The organism is Kitasatospora saccharophila (genome assembly GCF_039529925.1).
GTDB classification, from domain to species: domain Bacteria; phylum Actinomycetota; class Actinomycetes; order Streptomycetales; family Streptomycetaceae; genus Kitasatospora; species Kitasatospora saccharophila.
Genome location: NZ_BAAANS010000001.1, coordinates 247,410 through 268,859, shown reverse-complemented (window position 1 = coordinate 268,859; position 21,450 = coordinate 247,410). Strand labels below are relative to the sequence as shown.

Here is a 21,450-nt window from a genome sequence, read left to right as displayed (position 1 = left end):
CGGACCGGCCACCGGCGACCCCGGGCGGCTGGAAAGACCGAGGAGTGAACGTGACCGTCAAAAGCACGTCGAGGGCGCGCAAGAAGGCCGCCCCCGGCGTCCCCGACCCCGCCCGGGCCGGCATCGGCGCCGAGCCGGAGCTCGTCCAACTGCTGACGCCGGAGGGCGACCGGGTCGAGCACCCGGAGTTCCCGCTCACGGTGACGCCGGAGGAACTGCGCGCGCTCTACCGGGACCTGGTCCTGGTCCGGCGCTTCGACGCCGAGGCCACCTCGCTCCAGCGGCAGGGCGAACTCGGCCTGTGGGCCTCGCTGTTGGGCCAGGAGGCGGCCCAGGTCGGCTCCGGGCGCGCGATGCGCACCGGTGACTACGCCTTCCCCACCTACCGCGAGCACGGCGTGGCCTGGTGCCGCGACGTGGACCCGCTGAACCTGCTCGGCATGTTCCGCGGCGTGAACCACGGCGGCTGGGACCCGAACGAGAAGAACTTCCACCTCTACACCATCGTGATCGGCTCGCAGACCCTGCACGCCACCGGTTACGCGATGGGCATCAGCAAGGACGGCGCGGACGACGCGGTGGTCGCCTACTTCGGCGACGGCGCCTCCAGCCAGGGCGACGTCAACGAGGCGTTCACCTTCGCCTCGGTCTACAACTCGCCCGTGGTGTTCTTCTGCCAGAACAACCAGTGGGCGATCTCCGAGCCCACCGCCCTGCAGACCCGCATCCCGCTGTACCGCCGCGCCTCCGGCTTCGGCTTCCCCGGCGTCCGGGTCGACGGCAACGACGTGCTCGCCGTCCTCGCGGTCACCCGCTGGGCGCTCGACCACGCCCGCAGCGGCCAGGGCCCGGTGCTGGTCGAGGCGTTCACCTACCGGATGGGCGCGCACACCACCTCCGACGACCCGACCCGCTACCGGCAGTCCGAGGAGACCGAGTCCTGGAAGGCCAAGGACCCGATCCTGCGGCTGAAGGCCCACCTGGAGAAGGAGGGCCTCGCCGACGAGGCGTTCTTCGCCGGGATCGAGGCCGAGAGCGAGCAGTTGGGCCTGCGCGTGCGCGAGGGCGTCCGGTCGATGCCCGACCCCGACCCGACCCTGATCTTCGACCACGTCTACAGCGAGCAGCACCCGCTGGTGGACGAGGAACGCGCCGAGTACGAGGCGTACGCCGCCTCCTTCGAGGGTGGGGAGCGCCACTGATGGCCGGCCAGCTCAGCATCGCCAAGGCGCTCAACGAGGCGCTGCGCAAGTCGCTGGAGAGCGACCCGAAGACCGTCCTGATGGGCGAGGACATCGGCAAGCTCGGCGGCGTCTTCCGGATCACCGACGGCCTGCAGAAGGACTTCGGCGACGACCGGGTGATCGACACCCCGCTCGCCGAGTCCGGCATCGTCGGCACCGCGATCGGCCTCGCGCTGCGCGGCTACCGCCCGGTGGTGGAGATCCAGTTCGACGGCTTCGTCTACCCGGCCTTCGACCAGATCGTCTCCCAGCTCGCCAAGATGCACGCCCGCGCGCTCGGCCACGTCAAGATGCCGGTCACCGTGCGCATCCCGTTCGGCGGCGGCATCGGCGCGGTCGAGCACCACAGCGAGTCGCACGAGGCGTACTTCGCGCACACCGCCGGCCTGCGGGTGGTCAGCCCGTCCAACGCCCACGACGCGCACTGGATGCTGCGCCAGGCCATCGAGTCGGACGACCCGGTGGTGTTCCTGGAGCCCAAGCGCCGCTACTGGGACAAGGGCGAGGTCGGCGAGGACCCGATGCTGCCGCTGCACGCGGCGCGGATCGTCCGGCCCGGCACCGACGCCACGCTGATCGCCTACGGGCCGATGGTCAAGGTCTGCCAGGAGGCCGCGCAGGCCGCCGAGGAGGACGGCCGCCAGCTGGAGGTGGTCGACCTGCGCTCGCTGTCGCCGATCGACTTCGCCACCCTGGAGGAGTCCGTCAAGCGCACCGGCCGCGGCATCGTCGTGCACGAGGCCCCGGTCTTCCTGGGCCTGGGCGCGGAGCTCGCGGCCCGGCTCACCGAGCGCTGCTTCTACCACCTGGAGGCCCCGATCCTGCGGGTCGGCGGCTACCACGCCCCGTACCCGCCGTCGCGGGTCGAGGAGAGCTACCTCCCCGACCTGGACCGGGTGCTCGACGCCGTCGACCGCGCGTTCGCGTTCTGAACAGGGGGCGAAGATGACCACTGACGTTCACTCGCTCCGCGAGTTCAAGATGCCCGACGTGGGCGAGGGCCTGACCGAGGCCGAGATCCTCACCTGGTACGTGAAGCCGGGCGACGCCGTCACCGACGGGCAGGTGGTCTGCGAGGTGGAGACCGCCAAGGCCGCCGTCGAGCTGCCGATCCCGTTCACCGGCGTGGTCGAGGCGCTGCACTTCCCGGCGGGCGCCACCGTCGACGTCGGCACCTCGATCATCGCGGTGGCCGTCGCGGGCGCCGCGCCCGCGACCGCGACCGCGCCCGCCGCTCCGGCGGCTCCGGCCGCTGCCGCCGCTGCCGAGCCCGCCGAGGCGGAGCCGGAGCGGCGCGAGGTGCTGGTCGGGTACGGGCCGCGCACCGGTTCGGCGCAGCGCCGGGCCCGGCGCACCAACGGGACGGCGGCCGCCGTGCCCGCTACCGCTCCCGCTGCGGCGCCCGCGCCGGTCGCGGCTCCCGCTCCCGCTCCCGCGCCCGTGTCCGCGCCCGTCGTCGAGGGGGAGCGCCCGCTGGCCAAGCCGCCGGTGCGCAAGCTCGCCAAGGACCTCGGGATCGACCTGCGCACCGTGGTGCCGACCGGCCCGAACGGCGTGATCACCCGCGAGGACGTGCACGCCGCCGCGAACACCGCCGCCGAGGCGGTCGTCGAGCCGGTGGCCGCCCCCGCCGACGCCCCTGCCCCCGCCCCCGCGGCGGCGGCCGAGCCGGTCGCGGTGGCGCTGCCGAGCGCGGCCGGGGACGTCCGGGTGCCGGTCAAGGGCGTGCGCAAGGCGACCGCGCAGGCGATGGTGGCCTCCGCGTTTACCGCGCCGCACGTCACCGAGTTCGTCCAGGTCGACGTGACCCGGACGATGAAGCTGGTGCGCAAGCTCAAGGAGAGCGGCGAGCTCGGGGCCGGGGTGCGGGTCAGCCCGCTGCTGCTGGTCGCCAAGGCGCTGCTCACCGCGGTCAAGCGGCACCCGGAGATCAACGCCAGCTGGGACGAGCCGGCCCAGGAGATCGTCCTGCGGGGCGCGGTCAACCTCGGCATCGCCGCGGCCACCCCGCGCGGCCTGATCGTCCCGAACATCAAGGACGCGGGTTCCCGGACGCTCTCGCAACTGGCGGTCGCACTGGGCGAGTTGGTGGACACCGCGCGGCAGGGCAAGACCTCGCCGGCCGACATGTCGGGCGGCAGCATCACCATCACCAACGTCGGCGTGTTCGGCGTCGACACCGGCACCCCGATCCTGAACCCGGGCGAGGCCGCCATCCTGGCCTTCGGCGCGGTCCGGGAGCTGCCCTGGGTGCACAAGGGCAAGGTGGTGCCCCGCCAGGTCACCACGCTGGCGCTCTCCTTCGACCACCGGCTGGTCGACGGCGAGCTGGGTTCCAAGGTGCTGGCGGACACCGCCGCGATCCTGGAGCACCCGAAGCGCCTGATCACCTGGGGCTGACCCGCCCCCGCCGAAGGCCCCGCTCCGCACGCCGGAGCGGGGCCTTCGGCGTCCCCCGGGGCCGGTCGGGCGGGTCGGGGCGCCGGGCGGTCCTCCGGCGGCGGGCGGTCAGCGGCGGGCGGTCAGCGCCGGGCGGAGTGCCAGCTGGCGCGGGCCAGGGCGTGGAAGTCCACCGCGGCCGGGTGGCCCAGGCCGAGCGCCGTGCACAGCAGGCCGGCGGTGGCGGGGCGCGGGCCGGCCACGCCGCGTTCGAGGTCGGACAGGGTGCGGATGCCGAGTCCGGCCCTGGCGGCCAATTCCTGCTGGGTCAGTTCGGCGCCCCGCCGGTGGGTGCGCAGTGCGCGCCCGAACGTTTCGCGCGGATCCGTTTCCGGTCGGGTTTCCATTTCCCCGTCGCCCCCCTGTCGTTCCCCCGTTCGGCAGCGTATCCCGTCCGGCGGGGGCCGGGATGCTTTCCAACTCGGCCGCTTTGATTCGGAATTGGGAATTCCGGCGGTGTCCTAGCGGAAATCACCCGGGAGGGTCCGGCATTGGGCCGCCCGAGGGAGTTTCGGGCCGGCCCCGCCCGGCTCCGGCCCGCGACGGGTACGTGTGTGCGACCAAGCCGCCCGCGCAGCCAGGCCGGGCGGCCGTCGCAGCGAGGACTCCCGCGTATGCCGACTGGTGCTCCCGGCCCCGTGATGCGCTCGGCCGCCGCCCTGCTGCTGCTGGCCGCCGCCGTGCTGCCCGCCGCGGTGGAGCTGGCCTCGCCCGCGCCCTCGACCGCGATAGGGCCGCCGCCCGATCCCGACCGGATCGCGCGGCCGGCCGCCCACCCCGACCTGCGGGCCCCCGGCGCGCCCTCGGTGGACCTGCGGCTGACCGGCGACGCGTCCAACCGGATCACCCTGGTGCTGCTCGGCGACGGCTACACGGCGGCCCAGCAGCAGCTGTTCCACGAGCAGGCGGACCGGGCCTGGCGGGCGCTGCTGGAGATCGAGCCGTTCCGCACCTACCAGGGGTTCTTCAACATACGGCGGGTGGACGTGGTCTCCCCGGTGCCCGGGATCGCGGAGACCGAGAGCGCCGGGAAGTCCCCCGCCACCCCGCTCGGGATGCGCTTCTGGTGCGAGGGCACCGCCCGCCTGCTGTGCGCGGACGAGGAGGCCACCGCCCGCTGGGCCGGGCAGGGCGACGGCCCGCAGTACCTGATCGCGCTGGCCAACTCCACCGAGTACGGCGGCGCGGGCGGCACCGGCGTGACCACCCTGGCGGGCGGCAGCCCGGACGCCGGGCGGATCATCCAGCACGAGATCGGCCACACCGTGGGCACTCTCGGCGACGAGTACGACTCGGCGCCGAACGACCCGGACTACCCGAACCTGTCCGCGGTGGACGCCGAGGAGATGCTGCGCGAGCGGACCAAGTGGTGGCAGTGGCTGGGCGCCGAGTCGCCGGACGGCGACGGCGTGATCGGCGCGTACCGCAGCGCCAACGGCCTGTACCGGCCGACCGCCGACTCGGTGATGCGGACGCTGGGCAGCGCGTACAACCTGCCCTCCCGGGAGGCGATCATCGAGCAGCTGTACCGCCGGGTGAAGCCCGCCGACGACCCCGAGCCGGCCCCCGGGCGGGTCGACGGGCGGCCCAGGCTGCACGTGCGGCCGCTGGCGCTGACCGGCCCGCGGCAGCTGCGGATCGACTGGACGCTGGACGGCAAGCCGGTGGACCCGAGCAGCGCGGACGGCACCTGGCTGGACACCGGGGCGCTGGCGCTGGAGCCGGGCGCCCGGCACACCGTCACGGCGACCGTCCAGGACACCACCGACTGGGTGCGCGACGAGGCGTTCCGCGCCCAGTACATGACCCGGACGGTGAACTGGACGCTGACCGGCTGAAACCGGACGTTCCGCCGACCCCGGCCGAAAGGTCAGGTCATGGGATGACTAGCCTGGTTCCACTATGAGCGTGGACCCAGCCCGCACCGCACCGTCCCTGTCCGCACCCGCTCCCCGCCGCCCGGCCGACGCCCCGGCCCCCGCCGCCGCACCCCCCGCGGCCGCCTTCCACCCGCCCGGCGGCCGGGCCGCCTGGTTCGCCTGGACGGTCGGCGTCAGCGTCTACGTCCTCGCCGTGGTGCACCGCACCAGCCTCGGCGTGGCCGGGCTGGACGCCTCCGCCCGGTTCGGCATCGGCGCCTCCGCGCTGTCCACCTTCTCGATCCTGCAGGTCCTGGTGTACGCCGGGATGCAGGTCCCGGTCGGCCTGCTGGTCGACCGGGTCGGCCCGCGCCGGGTGCTGATGCTGGGCGTGGCGCTGATGAGCGCCGGGCAGCTGGCGTTCGCCTTCTCCACCGCGTTCGCGCCCGCGCTGGCCTCCCGGGCGGTGCTCGGCTGCGGCGACGCGATGACCTTCATCAGCGTGCTGCGGGTCGCCGCCCGCTGGTTCCCGGCCGCCCGCAACCCGTTCGTCGCCCAGCTCACCGGCCTGGTCGGCACCGGCGGCAACCTGGTCACCACCCTGGTGCTGGCGCAGGCGCTGCACACCGCCGGCTGGAGCGCCACCTTCGGCGCGATCGCGCTGACCGGCGTGCTGGTCTTCGTCGCGGTGCTGGCGCTGCTCAAGGAGGCCCCGCCCGGGGCGCCGGAGCCGGTGCGCCACGAGAGCCTCCGGCTGCCGGTCGGGCAGCAGGTCCGGGCCGCCTGGTCGGAGCCCGGCACCCGGTTGGGCATGTGGGTGCACTTCACCACGGCCTTCCCGGCGTCCGCGTTCGGCCTGCTGTGGGGCCTGCCCTACCTGGTCGAGGGCCAGGGCATGTCCCGGGCCGGGGCGGGCGGCCTGCTCAGCCTGCTGGTGCTCAGCGGGATGGCCTTCGGCCTGCTGTTCGGCCGGGTGGTCTCCCGGACGGCCGCCTCCCGGCTGCCGATCACCTTCGCCGTGCTCGCCGCCACCGCGCTGTGCTGGACGGTCACCCTGGCCTGGCCGGGCGGCCACCCGCCGCTGTGGCTGCTGGTGGTGCTGATGCTGGTGATGGGCAGCAACGGCCCGGCCTCGCTGATCGGCCTGGACTACGCCCGCGCGTACAACCCCGCCGAGCGGATGGGCACCGCCTCCGGCATCGCCAACATGGGCGGCTTCATCGGCTCGATGATCACCCTGCTCGGCATCGGCGTCCTGCTGGACGCGCTCGCCGACCCGGGCGGCGACGGCTACGGCGCGCACGCCTACCAGCTGGCGTTCTGCTTCCAGCTGCTGCCGCTGCTGCTCGGGACGGCGATGATCCTGCGGCTGCGCCGCCGGCTCGACCGGTAGGCGGACGTCAGGGGGTGCTCACCAGGTGGGCGAGCACCCGGCCGCCGAGCTCCTGGTCGCCGATCACGTTGACCAGCGCGGTCTCCGGGCGGACCCGGCCGCAGCACAGCCGGACGAAGGTCTGCCAGTCCATCGACAGCCGCACCTCGGGGGCCAGCACCACCGAATCGTCCACGCTGCCCCGGCCGTCCGGGCCGACCCGCACGGTGCGGTGGAACGGCAGCGCGCCCGCGACGTCGAAGGCCACCGTGCTGCCGATCGGCGCGCCCGCCCGCTTGGCGACCTGCTTGGGCAGCGAGTCGATCAGCAGGTCCCTGGTCACCACGGCGGCCGGGGAGTCCAGGTTGCCCGGCGTCTGCAGCGCGCGCCGCAGGTCCTGCTCGTGCACCCAGACGTCGAAGGCGCGCAGCCGCAGCAGCGTCGCGTACGGCACGTCCCGGGCCAGCGGGCCGGCCGGCCAGCGCACCGGGTCGGTCGGCGCGTGCTTGGCGTTGCGCAGCGCCCGGGAGCGCCGGATCACCGTGTACTCCAGCTCGCTGGTGACCTCCACCGGCGTCCAGCAGCGGCGCTTGTCGACCGGGAGCTCCATGTACCGGGTGAACTCGTTCGTCACGTGCCGCAGGTCGCGCGGCAGGGCGTGGATCGGCCGCGGGTCGCCGAGCAGCTCGGACTCGACGCCGATGATGTGCGAGACCACGTCCCGCACCGACCAGCCCGGGCACTCGGTGGCCCGGTTCCAGGCGTCGGTCGGCAGCGGGGCGAGCAGCTCGGATATGGACTCGATCGACTGCGTCCACGCGTCGGTGTACGCCTGCACGGTCTGGTTGTCCGTCACGGGTATCTCCGGCCCCTCCGTCGGCTTGCGTCGTCCCACGTCGCCCGGGCTGCCGAGACCTCGCACGGACGCGCATACGGCACGTTACGCTGCCGGGTGAGAGCAGGGCAGCGCTTTCGGGTGACGATCGTAGGACTCTTGCCGTGGACGGTGGTACTGTGCGCGCTTCATTGATCCAACTCGCCGTGTCGGACGCCGAGCCGCCCGCCGAGCGGCGGGCCAGGGCCGCGGCGCTGGTCCGCGCCCAGGACGGCGCCGACCTGGTGGTGCTGCCCGAGCTGTGGCCGGTCGGCGGCTTCGCCTACGACGCCTGGGCGTCCGGGGCCGAACCGCTGGACGGGCCCACCGCGGAGGCGATGTCCGCCGCCGCGAAGGCCGCGGGCTGCTGGCTGCACGCCGGTTCGATCGTCGAGCGCGACCCGGACGGCCCGATCTACAACACCTCGCTGCTGTTCGCCCCCGACGGCGAACTGGTGCGCACCTACCGCAAGATCCACCGCTTCGGCTTCGACCGCGGCGAGGCGGTCGCGATGGGCGCCGGGCAGGAGATCGTCACCGTCGACGCGGGCTTCGCCGTGCTGGGCCTGGCCACCTGCTACGACCTGCGCTTCCCCGAGCTGTTCCGGGCCCTGCTGGACGGCGGCGCCGAACTGCTGGTCGTCCCGGCCGCCTGGCCCGCCCGCCGGGCCGAGCACTGGAACCTGCTGGCCCGCGCCCGCGCCGTCGAGGAGCAGGCCCTCGTCCTGGCCTGCAACACCGCCGGCACCCACGGCGGGGTCGAGCAGGCCGGGGGCAGCATCGCGGTCGACCCCTGGGGCCGGGTGCTGGCCGAGGCCGGGCCGGACGAGCAGGTGCTCACCGTCGACTTCGACCCGGCCGAGGTCGCCGAGTGCCGCGCCGAGTTCCCGGTGCACCGGGACCGGCTGCTCGGGATTCCCGCGCCCGTGCAGCGCTGACCCGGCACCGGCGGCGGCAGCGGCACCGGCGGCGGCCGCACGGCGGCGGGGCGGGACCGGGGCGGGACCCGTGGCGGGGCCGGGCCGGGGCGGAATTTTTCCGTGCCCTTGGTCCGGATTGACCATTCCGGGGTACTCTGTGCGCGTTTTGTGAGCCGGGTCCCGGCCGCGTGAGGGCGCGGCACGGAGAGGGGGCGGCCATGACCGCTGCGGGAGACGGAGGCGGGCGCGCCCTGATCCGGCGCAACAGCCTCCGCGAACAGATCGCCGAGGCCCTGCGGGACGAGATGATGGCCGGTCGCCTCCCGGCCGGGCGCAACTTCACCGTCAAGGAGATCGCCGACATCTACGGCGTCTCCGCGACCCCCGCCCGCGAGGCGATGGTCGACCTCGCCGCCCAGGGACTCCTGGTCAGCGAACCCCACCGCGGCTTCACCGTGCCGGAGTTCACCTGGGACGACTTCCTGGAGATCTTCGAGGCCCGCACCCTGCTCACCGACAACGCGCTGCGCCACCTGACCGGCCGGACGCACCGCTACGACTGGTCCCGGCTGCCCTCGCTGCGCCGCCGGGCCGACGCCGCGACCAGGGCCGCCCGGGCCGGACAGCTGGACGTCCTGGTCGGCTGCGACCTGCGGTTCTGGCACGAGGTCGCCGCGCTGCTGTGCAACGAGCGGATCGCCGACTACCTCGGCTGGCTGCGGGTCCAGTCCTGGATGTTCGCCGCCCCGCACCTGCGGGCCGCCGGCGGCGACCTGTCCGGCGTCTGCTGGGACCGGCACGGCGAGCTGGTCGACCGGATCGAGGCCCGGGACCGGCGCGGGGCGCACCGGGTCGTCAACGACTACAACCTGTTCACCGTCGAACTGCTCGCCCGGCGGCTCGGCCACCCGCTGGAGGGCATCGCGGTGCTCCGGCTGCTGCGCGAGCCGATCGGCCCCCCGGCCCCCGCCGTGACGGTGGCCCGGCCGCCCGCGATCGTCCCCCAACCGGTCGCTGGCGCCGTCGGGTTGGGCCGGGTCCCGATGCCGCGCTTCGTGCCGCCCGGGCGGTTCGCCCGGCCGTTCCGACCGGGCAGCGGCGAGCCCGCCGCGGGCCGGTAGGGTTGGGGCCCGTTGCCCCGCCACCCGAGAGGATGAGCCGGCCCATGGCCTGCGACCTCTGGCTCGTCCCGCTCGTGGACGTGCTCTCCCACAGCCCCGAGAACCCGTTCCGCGAGGACCTCGACCGCTACGACGCGGTGCTCGCCCAGCACGGGCTGCCGCCCGTCCCGGTCCACCCGTACGTGCCGGGCTTCTCCGGGGACGTCGAGGCGATAGCCGCGTTCGACTACGACTCGCTGCACTTCCTGCGCCGCGCCTACCTGCTGGGGCTCACCGGGTTCGAGGTGACGCCGGTGGACGCGCTCGGCAGCGACTACGAGCAGCTGCTGGAGATGTTCGAGGCCACTGCCGAACAGTCGCACCTGGTCTGGCACTTCGACCACGCCGGGGCGTACCTGCCGGTGGACTTCCAGATCCCGCTGGTCGCCGACGAACTGCTGGCCGCGGGCGGCCCGTTGGGCTCCTCGTACGGGCTGCTGCGCGAACTCCAGGCGGTCGCACCGCTGTTGGGCATCGACCCGCTCGACCCCCCGGCCCCCACCCGCCCGCTGGGGCCCACCCGGCTGGAGCAGCCCTTCGGGCCGCCGATCGACGACTTCCACCCCTACGCGCGGGAGCGCCACGCCTGGTCGGGGCTCTACACGGCGGCCACCCGCAGCGTCACCCAGGGCTCGATGATCGTCTTCGCGTAGGTCGCGGAACCGGGACGCGCCCCCGGTGCGCGCGCCCCGGTTCCGTCCTAGCGCAGGGGTCCCTCCGGGGGACGCTGGCGGGGCATGGTGGGGCGGGTCCCCGGCGGGGGGAGCACCCGGACCTGGGCGCCGGAGCCGCCCTCGTTGCGGCCGCCCCAGGAGCCGGGGGCCTGGGTGGGGAGCTGGCTCATGCCCGCGCGGAACTCCAGCATCCACTCGGAGGTCTCGGTGCGGACCATGTCGGAGACGTCCTCGCAGAACCGGCGCAGCACGCCCAGGCAGCGCTCGGCGGCCTCGCCCGCGGTGCCCTCGGTGGGGCCGAGCACCTCCCGGACGCACTCGGAGGCCCAGTCGAACTGGAACGCCTCCAGCCGGCGCTGGAGGGCCTGCGAGGTGGAGACGTCGCGCATCCAGCCGGAGGTGAGCCCGAAGGCGCGGTCGGCGACCAGCGAGGCGGCGGCCAGCGCGAGCCCGGTGTAGCCCCACTCCATGGCGTGCGGGAGCCGGTCGGTCAGCGAGACCAGCGGGGCGGTGACGCCGCCGACCGTGAAGACCGCGGCGGAGAACCGCAGCAGGCGGGCCCAGCGCCGCTTCCAGACCCGGTCCCGGCGGTACCAGTCGATCGCCTCCACGGCGCGCTCCTCCGACCAGCGGTAGAGCTCCTCCAGCCGTTCGGCGGGCTCGCCCCAGTCGCCGAGCGGGAACTGGCGCGCGCTCAGGTCGGCGCGGCGGCGGGTCGGGGTCCGTCCGCCGGCGCCCGGGACGGACTGGTCGTCGTCGGCGACCTCTTTGCCCCAGGGGCTCTCCTCGGGCTGCATTTCCGGCTGGCTCACCTGTGGCGCTCCCTGTGGCGGGGTGACTGCGGAGGCCCGGCGGGCACCGGGACTGACGGTACGGAGGCCGGTCGTCCCGGGGGGTCGGGCCGTCGGCTTCGTGGAACTGGCGGTTCGTGGCACGGCGGTGCGGACCCGTGGCGCCGAGCGCGGGTCGCAGCCGCCCACGGTGCCGTGCCCGGCGGTGCGGCCGGGTCCTGGTCCAACAGCACTTCTTACCGCCAAATGGCTTACCGTGGGGGCGCTTCCGCAGTGATCGTTATGTGATTTCACCTCCGGAAGCCGAGGTGGGAGGGTTGCGGCGGGTGGCCGGATTTCACCCGTCCGAGCGAGGGTGGCGGGGATCGCCGGTGTGACGGCGCGGCTGCTCGGCGAGATCCCTGTGGCTTCCTACGAAAAGCGCCGGGCCGCCGCCGGGCGTTGGAGCTTGCTCCGGAGCCGCTGACGGCGCGGAACCGGCCACCGACTAGGCTTGGCAGGCGTGAAGGTCCTCGTCATCGGAACCGGCGCCCGCGAACACGCCCTGTGCCGCTCACTGTCCCAAGATCCCGCCGTCACCGAGCTGCACTGCGCCCCGGGCAACGCCGGGATCGCGCGGGTCGCCACCCTGCACCCGGTCGACCAGCTGGACGGCGCCGCGGTCACCGCGCTCGCCCGGCGGCTGGCCGCCGACCTGGTGGTGGTCGGCCCGGAGGCCCCGCTGGTGGCCGGCGTCGCCGAGCCGCTGCGCGCGGCCGGCATCCCGGTCTTCGGCCCCGGCAAGGAGGCCGCCCAGCTGGAGGGCTCCAAGGCGTTCGCCAAGGACGTGATGGCCGCGGCCGGCGTTCCCACCGCGCGCTCCTACGTCTGCACCACCGAGCGGGAGGCCGCCGAGGCGCTGGACGCGTTCGGCGCCCCGTACGTGGTCAAGGACGACGGCCTGGCCGCCGGCAAGGGCGTCGTGGTGACCTCGGACCGGGCCGCCGCGCTGGAGCACGCCGTGGCGTGCGGCCGGGTGGTCATCGAGGAGTACCTGGACGGCCCCGAGGTGTCGCTGTTCGCGATCACCGACGGCACCACGGTGCTCCCGCTCGTCCCCGCGCAGGACTTCAAGCGCGCGCTGGACGGCGACGAGGGCCCGAACACCGGCGGCATGGGCGCCTACTCGCCGCTGCCCTGGGCCCCCGAGGGCCTGGTCGCGGAGGTGCTGGAGAGCGTCCTGCAGCCGACCGTGGACGAGCTGCGCCACCGCGGCACCCCGTTCTCCGGCCTGCTGTACGCGGGCCTGGCGCTGACCTCGCGCGGCACCCGGGTGATCGAGTTCAACGCCCGCTTCGGCGACCCGGAGACCCAGGTCGTGCTGGCCCGGCTGCGCACCCCGCTGGCCGGGGTGCTGCTGGCCGCCGCCGACGGCACGCTGGGCGGGCTGGAGCCGCTGCGCTGGTCCGACGAGGCCGCGGTGACCGTGGTGATGGCCTCCGAGGGCTACCCGGCCGACCCGCGCACCGGCGACCCGATCGAGGGCCTGGACGCGGCGGAGGCCGACGGCACCGCCTTCGTGCTGCACGCCGGGACGAAGTCCGGCCCGGACGGCGAGGTGCTGACCGCGGGCGGCCGGGTGCTGTCCGTCACCGCCGTCGGCGCGGACCTCGCCGAGGCCCGGGAGAAGGCGTACGCGGGCGTCGCGAAGATCTCCTTCAAGGGCGGCCAGCACCGCACCGACATCGCGGCCGAGGCCGCTGCGGCAGCCCACTAGCAGACGCCCGCCGCGGGGCGCTGTGCCCGGACCGACCCGTCCGGACGCAGCGCCCCGCGGCGTTTCCCGAGGTCGCGGACGTCAGCGGCGGGGCCGGAAAACCAGTCCTTCGGGTGATGGGCCGGTCATCCTGCTGACGGGGCGCGAGCGGGGGCCTTAGGGTGCGCTGCATCGCGCCGGAGCGGGGGCCCGGGCGCGGACGCGGCTCGTCGCCCCGGCGCGCCGGGGGGATGCTGGGAGCGGTGGCGCGCCCCGCCGCGGTGTCACCAGGACGGGTGGAATCGCCGGAGTTCCGGAACACCCGCCCGCACCGCGGCGTCGAGACTGGCAGGAGAGCGCCACGCGAGTCGTACCACCGGGTTCGGCATCCGCCGCTTCCCGTACCGGAATTGATCGAGTCGAGTCGGCTGCGAAGGGGGTGCCGCGGCGATGGCTGCAGTGGACACCGCACGCGCACGAGCCCAGGCCGTCCTGCGTCTGCGCGGACGGGCCGTGGCCGCCGCCGCGCTGCCCGCCGCCTGCGCGGTGGTGCTGCTGGCCGGGCGGTTCACCGGGCACATAGGCGCCCCCGGGGCGCCGGACGCCCCGCTCTGGGACGGCATCCGCTGGGCGGTCGGCGCGGTCGCCGCGCTGACCCTGGCGCTGGCCGCGCTGGTCGGCCGGGCGCACCGGCTGGCCGTGCCCCCGGTCACCCCCGCGGTGCCGCTGGAGCGCACCGACGCGCCCGAGCTGTACCGGATGATCGAGGAGCTCGCCGAGCGCCTCGACGTCCCGGCGCCCGCCGCGATCGCGCTCACCCCGGACTGCGACAGCTGGCTGGAGGAGCCGCACCGGCGCGGCGGCCGGTCGGCGCCGGCCGCGCCGGTGCTGGTGATCGGCTCCCCCTTCCTGTGGTGGATGCGGGCCGGCGAGCTGTGCGCCCTGCTCGCCCCCGTGGTGGCCGGCGGCGCCGCGGCCGCCGACCCGGAGATCGCCGCCGCCCGCCGCTGGGTGCGCACCCTGGACGCCTCGCTGGGCGAGCGCCGGCGCGGCCCGGCCGCCCTGGTCGGCCTGGTCGACCGGCGGCTGCTGGGCGCCTGCCGCGAGCACTCCGCCGAACTGGAGCACGCCGTCGCCGCCTGGTCCTCCGAGCAGGCCAGGGCGGTCGACTACGGGCCGCGGATCGCCGCCCAGGCCCAGGTCGGCCTGGCCTACGCGGGCTGGGACCGCCTCCTCACCCGGGTCGCGCTGCCCGCCTGGCGGCTCGGCCTGCACCCCGCGCACCTGAACGCCGGCGTGGTCTCCGCGCTCACCGAGCTCTCCCGCCGCGACCGGCTCGCCGACGGCTACGGGAACCGGCTCGGCGACCGCCCCGCCTGCGACCTGCTGGAGGAGCCCGGCCTGGTCGACACCCGGGTCTCCCGGCTGGCCGCCGAGCTGCTGCACGAGGAACCGGCCGAGGGCTGGCAGCCGCTCGACTGGGAGGACTACCCGCTGCGGGTGGTCGACCGGGGCTGGCGCGCCCAGGCCGCCGCCCTGCAGGCCGCGCTCGGCGACGACCGCCCGCACACCGGCCCGGCGCTGGACCGGCTGCTGGCCCGGCTGGCCGCGGGCGAGGCCGAGGAGCTGGCCGCCGCCCTGGCCGGGCAGGTGGCGCGCGCCGCCCAGGTCGCGCCCCCGCTGCCCCCCGTGCGCAGCGGCCGCGACCTGCTGGTCGAGCACCTCACCGCCACCGTCTGCTGCGCCGCGGTGGACGCGGGCACCGCCACTCCCGGCCTGGACTGGCTGGACGGTCCGGTGCTGCTCTGCCCGTCCGCCCCCCGGGCGGAGTTGGCCCTCGCGGTGGCGATGGCGGTCGAGGACGGGCAGGACGGCCCGCTGCGCGGGTGGCTGGAACGGGCCGGGATCAGGGTGGAGCGCCCGGTGCGCCTTTCGGGCTGAACCGGGACGCTTTCGGACTGTCCGGGGAAACCCGGTTTCATCCGTACCAATTGCTACGGTGGGGTGACGCTTCGCCGTCCAACTGTGGTGTGCTGGTCCGCACGCACATCCGCATGGCAAATGCCAACCCTCGGTGGATGGGCGAAGGGGTGGGGAGGGGCGTGTGGGGACGGAGTCCAACCGCCGGTGGGAGTCCGGCACGTTGGCGCACGGGGTGTCCGACCCGTTCGGGCAGGGTCCGCTGCCGTGGCTGCGCAGCCCGGACCACTACCTGGCGGACGGCGAGGGCGTGGTCCCCTGGTACGTGAGCGTGGACGCCCCCGGGCAGCGGCCGGTCGACGGCCCGGCCCGGCCGCGTCCGGCGGTCAGCGGCCCGCGCAACGCGGACGACGTGCGCCGGCAGATCAAGGGGTTCGCCTCGGCGGGCGTGGCCCGGCCCGGCGGCGCGGTGGACTTCCGGGTGACGGTCAACCCGCCGCAGGAGTTCCAGGTCGACGTCTACCGGATCGGCCACGACGGCGGGGACGGCGCCCGGCAGGTGTACTCCAGCCCGCTGATCGCCGGCCTGGCCCAGCCCGCGCCGATGGTCGCCGACCGCACCGTCTCCTGCCACCACTGGTGGCAGTCCTGGCGGTTGCAGGTCCCGGCGGACTGGCGCCCGGGCGCGTACGTGGCCGTGCTGACCACCGCCGACGGCGGCCACCGCAGCCACATCCCGTTCACCGTCCGGGACTTCGACCCGGCCGACCTGCTGCTGGTGCTGCCGGACGTGACCTGGCAGGCGTACAACCTGTTCCCCGAGGACGGGCGCCACGGCGCCAGCCTCTACCACGCCTGGGACGCGGCCGGGCGCCTGGTGCGGGAGGACGAGGCGGCCGTCACGGTCTCCTTCGACCGGCCGCACGCCGGGGCCGGGCTGCCGCTGCACGTCGGGCACGCCTACGACTTCATCCGCTGGGCCGAGCGCTACGGCTACGACCTCGGCTACGCCACCGCGACCGACCTGCACGCCGGGCTGGTGGACGCCTCCCGCTACAAGGCGCTGGTCTTCCCCGGGCACGACGAGTACTGGTCGGAGCCGATGCGGCGGGCCGCCGAGCGGGCCCGGGACGGCGGCACCTCGCTGGTGTTCCTGTCCGCCAACAGCGTCTACTGGCGGGTCGAGCTGTCGGCCGGCCCGGACGGCGAACCGTCCCGGCTGCTGAACTGCCGCAAGCGCCAGCGGGTCGCCGCCGACCACCCCGCCGCCGGGGTGCCGGGCACCGCCTCCGCGCTGTGGCGGGACGCCGGGGAGCCCGAGCAGCACCTGCTGGGCGTCCAGTACGCGGGCAGCGTGCCCGCGCCGGTGCCGCTGGTGGCCCGCAACACCGGGCACTGGCTGTGGCAGGGCACCGGGCTGGCGGACGGCGACGAACTGCCCGGCCTGGTCGCCGGGGAGGCCGACCGCTACTACCCGAAGGTCCAACTGCCCGCGCACACCGAACGGGTGCTGCTCGCGCACTCCCCGTACCGGGACGCGGCCGGGCGGGCCACCCACCAGGAGACCTCGCTGTACCGGGCGCTCAGCGGTGCGTACGTGTTCGCCGCCGGGACGTTCGCCTGGTCGCCCGCGCTGGACCGGCCCGGCCACACCGACGAGCGGATCCAGCGCGCCACGGCCAACCTGCTGGACCACCTGTGCAAGGAGGGGCGCACCGGCTCCTGACCGGGCGGGCGTGAAAGACTCGGTCGCAGAGCCCCCCAGCTGTGAGGACTGACTGACCGTGAGCGGATTCGTCACCAAGCCCGAGCCGGTCCAGGTGCCCGGCCTGGTCCACCTGCACACCGGCAAGGTGCGCGACCTCTACCGGGACGCCGACGGCAACCTGGTGATGGTGGCCAGCGACCGGACGTCCGCGTACGACTGGGTGCTGCCCAACGAGATCCCGGACAAGGGCCGCGTCCTCACCCAGCTCTCGCTGTGGTGGTTCGAGCGGATCGCCGACATCGTCCCCAACCACGTGATCTCCACCGAGCTGCCGGCCGGCGCCCCCGCCGACTGGGCCGGGCGCACCCTGGTCTGCCGCAGCCTCGACATGGTGCCGGTGGAGTGCGTGGCCCGCGGCTACCTGGCCGGCTCCGGCCTGGAGGAGTACCGGGTCTCCCGCACGGTGTGCGGCGTCGCGCTGCCCGAGGGCCTGGACAACGGCTCCGAACTGCCCGGCCCGATCTACACCCCGGCGCTCAAGGCCGAGGTCGGCGAGCACGACGAGAACGTCCCCTACGAGGAGACCGCCCGCCGGGTCGGCGCCGAACTCGCCGCCACCCTGCGGCAGACCACCCTCGCGGTGTACTCCCGGGCCCGGGACATCGCCCGCGACCGCGGCCTGATCCTGGCCGACACCAAGTTCGAGTTCGGCCTGCTGGACGGCGAACTGGTCATCGGCGACGAGGTGCTCACCCCCGACTCCTCGCGCTTCTGGCCCGCCGACGCGTGGGAGCCCGGCCACGACCAGCCGTCCTTCGACAAGCAGATCATCCGCGACTGGCTGACCTCGTCCGCCTCCGGCTGGGACCGCAAGAGCGAGAACCCGCCGCCGCGGCTGCCCGACGAGGTGGTCGCGCACACCCGGCAGCGCTACATCGACGCGTACGAGAAGCTCACCGGGCTGCCCTGGAAGTGACGCCCCCGCCCGGCCGGCTGTGGGGCGCGCCTCACAGCCAGCCGTGCTCGCGGGCGATCCGGACCGCCGCGTGGCGGTTCTCCGCGCCCAGCTTGCCCGCCGCCGAGGACAGGTAGTTGCGGACCGTGCCCGGCGAGAGCGCGGCCCGCTCGGCGATCTCGGCGACCGGGGAGCCGTCCGCGGCCAGCTCCAGCACGTCCGTCTCGCGCGGGGTCAGCGGGGAGTCGCCCGCGCTGATCGCCTCCGCGGCCAGCTCCGGGTCCACGTAGCGGCCGCCGGCCCGGACGGTGCGGATGATCCCGGCCAGGTCGGAGGCGGAGACCGTCTTCGGCAGGAAGCCGCGCACCCCGACCTCCAGGGCCCGCTTCAGGTAGCCCGGCCGGCCGTGCCCGGTCACGATCATCACCCGGCACTCCGGCAGCCGGTGGCGCAGCTCGGCCGCCACCTCCAGGCCGTCCAGGCCCGGCATCTGCAGGTCCAGCACCGCGACGTCCGGGCGGTGCGCGGCGGCCATCGCCAGCGCCTCCGGGCCGGAGGCCGCCTCGGCGACCACCGTCAGGTCGTCCTCCAGCGCCAGCAGCGCCGCCAGGGCGCCGCGGATCAGGTGCTCGTCGTCCGCGAGCAGCACCCGCACCCGGTCGGTCATTTCTCGAACTCCACAGTGTCGATCGGTAGTTCGGCGGTCAGCCGGAACCGGCCGGGGCCGCCGTCGGCGGTGCTCAGGGTGCCGCCGTGCGCGGCCAGCCGTTCGCCCAGGCCGCGCAGGCCGCTGCCCGCGCCCTCCGCGCGCGGCGGCGGCACGGCCGGGACGCCGTCGTTCTCCACCTCCAGCAGCGCGGTGCCGCCCGAGACCCGCAGCCGGAACCGGCAGTTCGCGGCCTCCGAGTGCCGCAGCACGTTGGTGGCCGCCTCCCGCACCACCCAGCCGAGCACCGACTGCGCCGCGGCGGGCAGGCCGTCCGCGCCGGACAGCTCGGTGCGGCAGTCGACGTTCGCGGCCCGCAACACCGAAGCGGCGCCCGACAGTTCGGTGTGCAGCTCGACGGTGCGGTAGCCGCGCACCACCTCGCGCACCTCGCGCTGCGAGTCCTGGGCGATCCGCTGCACCTCGGTCATCTGGTCCACCGCCTCCGGGCGCCCGCGGCGCGCCAGCTGCACGGCCAGTTCGCTCTTCAGCGCGATGGTGGCCAGGTTGCGGCCCAGCACGTCGTGCAGGTCCCGGGAGAAGCGCAGCCGCTCCTCGGCGACCGCGAGGCGGGCCTGCGCCTCCCGGGCGGCGTCCAACTCCCAGACCACCTTGGCGGTCCAGGCCGAGCCGCGGGCGGTGCAGGCGGCGATCGACGACCCGAGCAGGCAGCCGGTCAGCAGCCCGGCCACGAACCCGGGCGGAGCGCCGGTCAGCAGCAGCGGCAGCGCGACCAGCAGCAGGCCCGCCACGGCGGCCACGGCCGTCTCCAGGGTCGACAGGGCGACCGCGGTGGCGGCGATCCAGAAGGTCATCGTCAGGACCGAGACCGTCAGCGGGAACGACGCGCTCTCCGCCTCCACCGGCGGCCCGAGCAGCAGCTCCGCCACCGAGACGGCCGCCGAGACCGCGCCCGTCACGGCCACCCAGGCGTACGGGCGGGGCCGCCGCCCCAGGTAGGCGGCCATGCCGACGCGGACCAGCGCCCCGTTCAGCGCCGCCGCCGCCAGCGAGCCGGCCACGGCCACCGCCGACTCGGCCCCGGTCACCCCGCCGTGGCCGAAGCTCCCGGCCACCACGCCGAGCGTCACCACCGGCTGCACCAGCGCCACCGCGTACAGCGACCAGCGCACGTACAGCTCGGTGCGCTGCGGCTTGGACAGCGCCCGCCAGCGGCGGACCGGTCGCGGCCTGTTCATCCGCACGGTTCGGCTCCCCGCTCCTCGACGATCGTCGGACGAATCTAGCGGCGCGGTTCCCAGCGGAACCAGCGGCGGGCCGCCCAGGCCGCCGCGCCCGCCCAGGCCGCGGCCAGCAGCAGCGGCAGCGCGGCCGGGCCCCACGTCCCGGCGAAGCCCTCCGACGGGCCGGTGCCGTCGGTGCCGAGCCAGCCGATGTGCAGCAGCTGGAACGCGGGCGTGGTCGGGAGCAGGCGGCAGAGGTTCGCCACGGTGTCCGGCACGGACTCCAGCGGGATCATCAGGCCGGAGCCGAACTGGGCGGCCAGCATCAGCGGCAGGGTGGTGATGCCGGCCGTCTCGACGGACTTGGTCACCGCGCTGGACAGGGCGGCCAGGGCGGTCAGCAGCAGGGCGGACAGCGCCAGTCCGGCCAGCACCAGCAGCGGGTTCGCGGGGGCGCGCAGGTCGAGCAGGGCGGCGCCGCCGACGGCGAGGAGCAGGCACTGGAGCAGCGCCAGCGCGATCGAGGGGAAGGCGGTGCCGAGCAGGATCTCGGCGTCGGCGGCCTCGCCGGTGCGCAGCCGCTTCAGCACCAGGTCGTTGCGGCGGGCGGTGTAGGCGGTGGTCAGGTTGGTGTAGACGACGACCAGCAGGACGATGCCCATCGAGCTGGTGGCGAGGCTGCCGTTCACGTCCATGCCGGGGGTGTGTTCGGCGGCGGTCCGCAGGACCGAGCGGAGCGAGCCGACCAGCACGAACGGCAGCACCAGGGCCAGGAAGACGGCGGTGCGGTTGCGGCGCAGCAGCACGGTCTCGGCCCGGCCGAGGGCCACCAGCCGGGAGAGCGCGGTGCGGACGGGGGCGGTGGCGGTGGTGCTCATGCGGCACGTCCGATCCGCGTCGGGGCCGGGCCGGCGGCCGGGGCGGGGCCGGCGGCGGGGGCGGACGGGGCGCCGCCGGCCGATCCGGCCGCGGCGATCGCCAGGAAGGCTTCCTCCAGCGAGGCGCTGCGGGCGTCCAGCCGGGCCAGTTCGACCCGGTGCCGGGCGGCCCAGCCGAGCAGCTCGGTGAGGGTGCCCTGCAGGTCGGGGGTGCGCAGCAGCACCCGGCGGCCGTCCAGTTCGGTGCTGGTGCCGGGCAGCGCGGGCAGTTCGAGCGCGGCGTTCGCGCCGGTGCGCTCGGGCAGTTCGAAGCCGATCCGGGCGGGGTGCGCGGCCAGTACCTCGGCCACGGTGCCGCCGGTGACCACCCGGCCGTGGTGCATGATCGCCAGCCGGTCGGCCAGTTCCTCGGCCTCCTCCAGGTAGTGCGTGGTGAGCACCACCGTGGTGCCGGCCGCCCGCAGGTCGCGGATCAGCCGCCAGACCGAGGCCCGGGCCTCCGGGTCCAGGCCGGTGGAGGGCTCGTCCAGGAACAGCACCTCGGGGTGGCCGAGCAGCGCCATCGCCAGGTCGAGCCGGCGGCGCTCGCCGCCGGACAGCTGCTTGACCCGCACCGCGCGCCGGGGCAGCAGGCCGACCAGGTCGAGCGCCTCGTCGACGGCCCGGGCGCCGGTGGTCAGGCCGGCCCAGCAGCGGCCGGTCTCGGCGAGGGTCAACTCGCCCGGGAATCCGCCCTCCTGGAGCATGATGCCGATCCGCGGGCGGAGCGCGGCCCGGTCCCGGAGCGGGTCGAGGCCGAGCACCCGGACCTCGCCGGCGCCGGGCGCGGCCAGGCCCTCCAGCACCTCCAGGGTGGAGGTCTTGCCCGCGCCGTTGGTACCGAGCAGGGCGAACAGCTCGCCGGGGGCGACGCCGAGGTCGAGGCCGCGGACGGCCTCGAAGCCGCCCGGGCCGGGCGGCCCGTAGCGGCGGTGCAGCCCGCGGGCCTCGACGGCGGGGCGGGGACGGCTGGTGTCGGTCATGGCTCCAGC

Annotated in this window: 19 protein-coding genes; 12 read left to right on the top strand and 7 right to left on the bottom strand. The window is 75.3% G+C overall.

Annotation, left to right across the window (positions count from 1 at the left end):
• Nucleotides 1-50: 50 nt before the first annotated feature.
• Genes pdhA through ABD345_RS01355 form a run of 3 tightly spaced genes read left to right on the top strand, consistent with a single transcriptional unit; the run spans nucleotide 51 to nucleotide 3,644 of the window.
• Nucleotides 51-1,202: a pyruvate dehydrogenase (acetyl-transferring) E1 component subunit alpha gene (pdhA, locus tag ABD345_RS01365; protein WP_344549773.1), complete on the top strand. Its 1,152-nt coding sequence runs from the start codon at nucleotides 51-53 to the stop codon at nucleotides 1,200-1,202.
• Nucleotides 1,202-2,176 (top strand): alpha-ketoacid dehydrogenase subunit beta, encoded by a 975-nt coding sequence (locus tag ABD345_RS01360; protein WP_380273993.1) that lies wholly within the window; start codon nucleotides 1,202-1,204, stop codon nucleotides 2,174-2,176. The genes pdhA and ABD345_RS01360 overlap by 1 nt, the downstream gene beginning before the upstream one ends.
• 13 nt (nucleotides 2,177-2,189) lie before the next feature.
• Nucleotides 2,190-3,644, top strand: a complete 1,455-nt coding sequence (locus ABD345_RS01355; RefSeq protein ID WP_344549772.1) for a dihydrolipoamide acetyltransferase family protein — start codon at nucleotides 2,190-2,192, stop codon at nucleotides 3,642-3,644.
• A 122-nt stretch (nucleotides 3,645-3,766) separates the two neighbouring features.
• Here ABD345_RS01355 and ABD345_RS01350 read toward each other — a convergent pair whose 3' ends face one another.
• Nucleotides 3,767-4,030, bottom strand: a complete 264-nt coding sequence (locus ABD345_RS01350) for a helix-turn-helix domain-containing protein (RefSeq protein ID WP_344549771.1) — start codon at nucleotides 4,028-4,030, stop codon at nucleotides 3,767-3,769.
• A gap of 267 nt (nucleotides 4,031-4,297) precedes the next feature.
• Here ABD345_RS01350 and ABD345_RS01345 point away from each other — a divergent pair, with 267 nt between their 5' ends.
• Both ABD345_RS01345 and ABD345_RS01340 read left to right on the top strand, forming a co-directional pair.
• Complete coding sequence (locus ABD345_RS01345; protein ID WP_344549770.1) at nucleotides 4,298-5,521, top strand: M64 family metallopeptidase; 1,224 nt, start codon at nucleotides 4,298-4,300, stop codon at nucleotides 5,519-5,521.
• A 64-nt stretch (nucleotides 5,522-5,585) separates the two neighbouring features.
• On the top strand, nucleotides 5,586-6,935 hold the full coding sequence (locus tag ABD345_RS01340) for an MFS transporter (RefSeq protein ID WP_344549769.1): 1,350 nt from the start codon (nucleotides 5,586-5,588) through the stop codon (nucleotides 6,933-6,935).
• A 7-nt stretch (nucleotides 6,936-6,942) separates the two neighbouring features.
• Here the strand turns inward: ABD345_RS01340 and ABD345_RS01335 are convergent, their stop codons facing one another.
• Nucleotides 6,943-7,770 carry a maleylpyruvate isomerase family mycothiol-dependent enzyme gene (locus ABD345_RS01335; protein WP_344549768.1) on the bottom strand — a complete coding sequence of 276 codons (828 nt, stop codon included), beginning with the start codon at nucleotides 7,768-7,770 and terminating at the stop codon, nucleotides 6,943-6,945.
• A 158-nt stretch (nucleotides 7,771-7,928) separates the two neighbouring features.
• Here ABD345_RS01335 and ABD345_RS01330 point away from each other — a divergent pair, with 158 nt between their 5' ends.
• The 3 genes from ABD345_RS01330 (at nucleotide 7,929) to ABD345_RS01320 (ending at nucleotide 10,521) form a co-directional block, all read left to right on the top strand.
• Nucleotides 7,929-8,726, top strand: a complete 798-nt coding sequence (locus ABD345_RS01330; protein ID WP_344549766.1) for a carbon-nitrogen family hydrolase — start codon at nucleotides 7,929-7,931, stop codon at nucleotides 8,724-8,726.
• Nucleotides 8,727-8,926: 200 nt separating this feature from the next.
• Nucleotides 8,927-9,829, top strand: coding sequence for a GntR family transcriptional regulator (locus tag ABD345_RS01325; protein WP_344549765.1), 903 nt, complete (start codon nucleotides 8,927-8,929; stop codon nucleotides 9,827-9,829).
• Between the two features lie 44 nt (nucleotides 9,830-9,873).
• Complete coding sequence (locus ABD345_RS01320; protein ID WP_344549764.1) at nucleotides 9,874-10,521, top strand: hypothetical protein; 648 nt, start codon at nucleotides 9,874-9,876, stop codon at nucleotides 10,519-10,521.
• Between the two features lie 47 nt (nucleotides 10,522-10,568).
• On the opposite strand, the gene ABD345_RS01315 is transcribed toward ABD345_RS01320, so the two are convergent.
• Nucleotides 10,569-11,354 carry an SLATT domain-containing protein gene (locus ABD345_RS01315; protein ID WP_425556742.1) on the bottom strand — a complete coding sequence of 262 codons (786 nt, stop codon included), beginning with the start codon at nucleotides 11,352-11,354 and terminating at the stop codon, nucleotides 10,569-10,571.
• A 481-nt stretch (nucleotides 11,355-11,835) separates the two neighbouring features.
• Here ABD345_RS01315 and purD point away from each other — a divergent pair, with 481 nt between their 5' ends.
• The 4 genes from purD to ABD345_RS01295 all read left to right on the top strand — a co-directional run bounded on the left by purD (nucleotide 11,836) and on the right by ABD345_RS01295 (nucleotide 17,672).
• A complete protein-coding gene (purD, locus tag ABD345_RS01310) occupies nucleotides 11,836-13,089 on the top strand; it encodes a phosphoribosylamine--glycine ligase (RefSeq protein ID WP_344549763.1) in 1,254 nt (417 codons plus the stop codon).
• A 429-nt stretch (nucleotides 13,090-13,518) separates the two neighbouring features.
• Nucleotides 13,519-15,009 carry a hypothetical protein gene (locus tag ABD345_RS01305; protein ID WP_344549762.1) on the top strand — a complete coding sequence of 497 codons (1,491 nt, stop codon included), beginning with the start codon at nucleotides 13,519-13,521 and terminating at the stop codon, nucleotides 15,007-15,009.
• A gap of 163 nt (nucleotides 15,010-15,172) precedes the next feature.
• A complete protein-coding gene (locus ABD345_RS01300; protein ID WP_344549761.1) occupies nucleotides 15,173-16,714 on the top strand; it encodes a N,N-dimethylformamidase beta subunit family domain-containing protein in 1,542 nt (513 codons plus the stop codon).
• A gap of 58 nt (nucleotides 16,715-16,772) precedes the next feature.
• The gene (locus tag ABD345_RS01295) at nucleotides 16,773-17,672 is read left to right on the top strand and encodes a phosphoribosylaminoimidazolesuccinocarboxamide synthase (RefSeq protein ID WP_344549760.1); all 900 of its coding nucleotides are present in this window, start codon (nucleotides 16,773-16,775) and stop codon (nucleotides 17,670-17,672) included.
• Between the two features lie 31 nt (nucleotides 17,673-17,703).
• Here the strand turns inward: ABD345_RS01295 and ABD345_RS01290 are convergent, their stop codons facing one another.
• Genes ABD345_RS01290 through ABD345_RS01275 form a run of 4 tightly spaced genes read right to left on the bottom strand, consistent with a single transcriptional unit; the run spans nucleotide 17,704 to nucleotide 21,441 of the window.
• The gene (locus tag ABD345_RS01290) at nucleotides 17,704-18,318 is read right to left on the bottom strand and encodes a response regulator (RefSeq protein ID WP_344549759.1); all 615 of its coding nucleotides are present in this window, start codon (nucleotides 18,316-18,318) and stop codon (nucleotides 17,704-17,706) included.
• Nucleotides 18,315-19,556: a sensor histidine kinase gene (locus ABD345_RS01285; protein ID WP_344549758.1), complete on the bottom strand. Its 1,242-nt coding sequence runs from the start codon at nucleotides 19,554-19,556 to the stop codon at nucleotides 18,315-18,317. The genes ABD345_RS01290 and ABD345_RS01285 overlap by 4 nt, the downstream gene beginning before the upstream one ends.
• Before the next feature lie 44 nt (nucleotides 19,557-19,600).
• Entirely contained in the window at nucleotides 19,601-20,419 is an 819-nt protein-coding gene (locus ABD345_RS01280) for an ABC transporter permease (RefSeq protein ID WP_344549757.1), read from the bottom strand.
• Nucleotides 20,416-21,441, bottom strand: a complete 1,026-nt coding sequence (locus ABD345_RS01275; protein WP_344549756.1) for an ABC transporter ATP-binding protein — start codon at nucleotides 21,439-21,441, stop codon at nucleotides 20,416-20,418. Before ABD345_RS01275 ends, ABD345_RS01280 begins: the two co-directional genes overlap by 4 nt.
• Nucleotides 21,442-21,450: the final 9 nt, after the last annotated feature.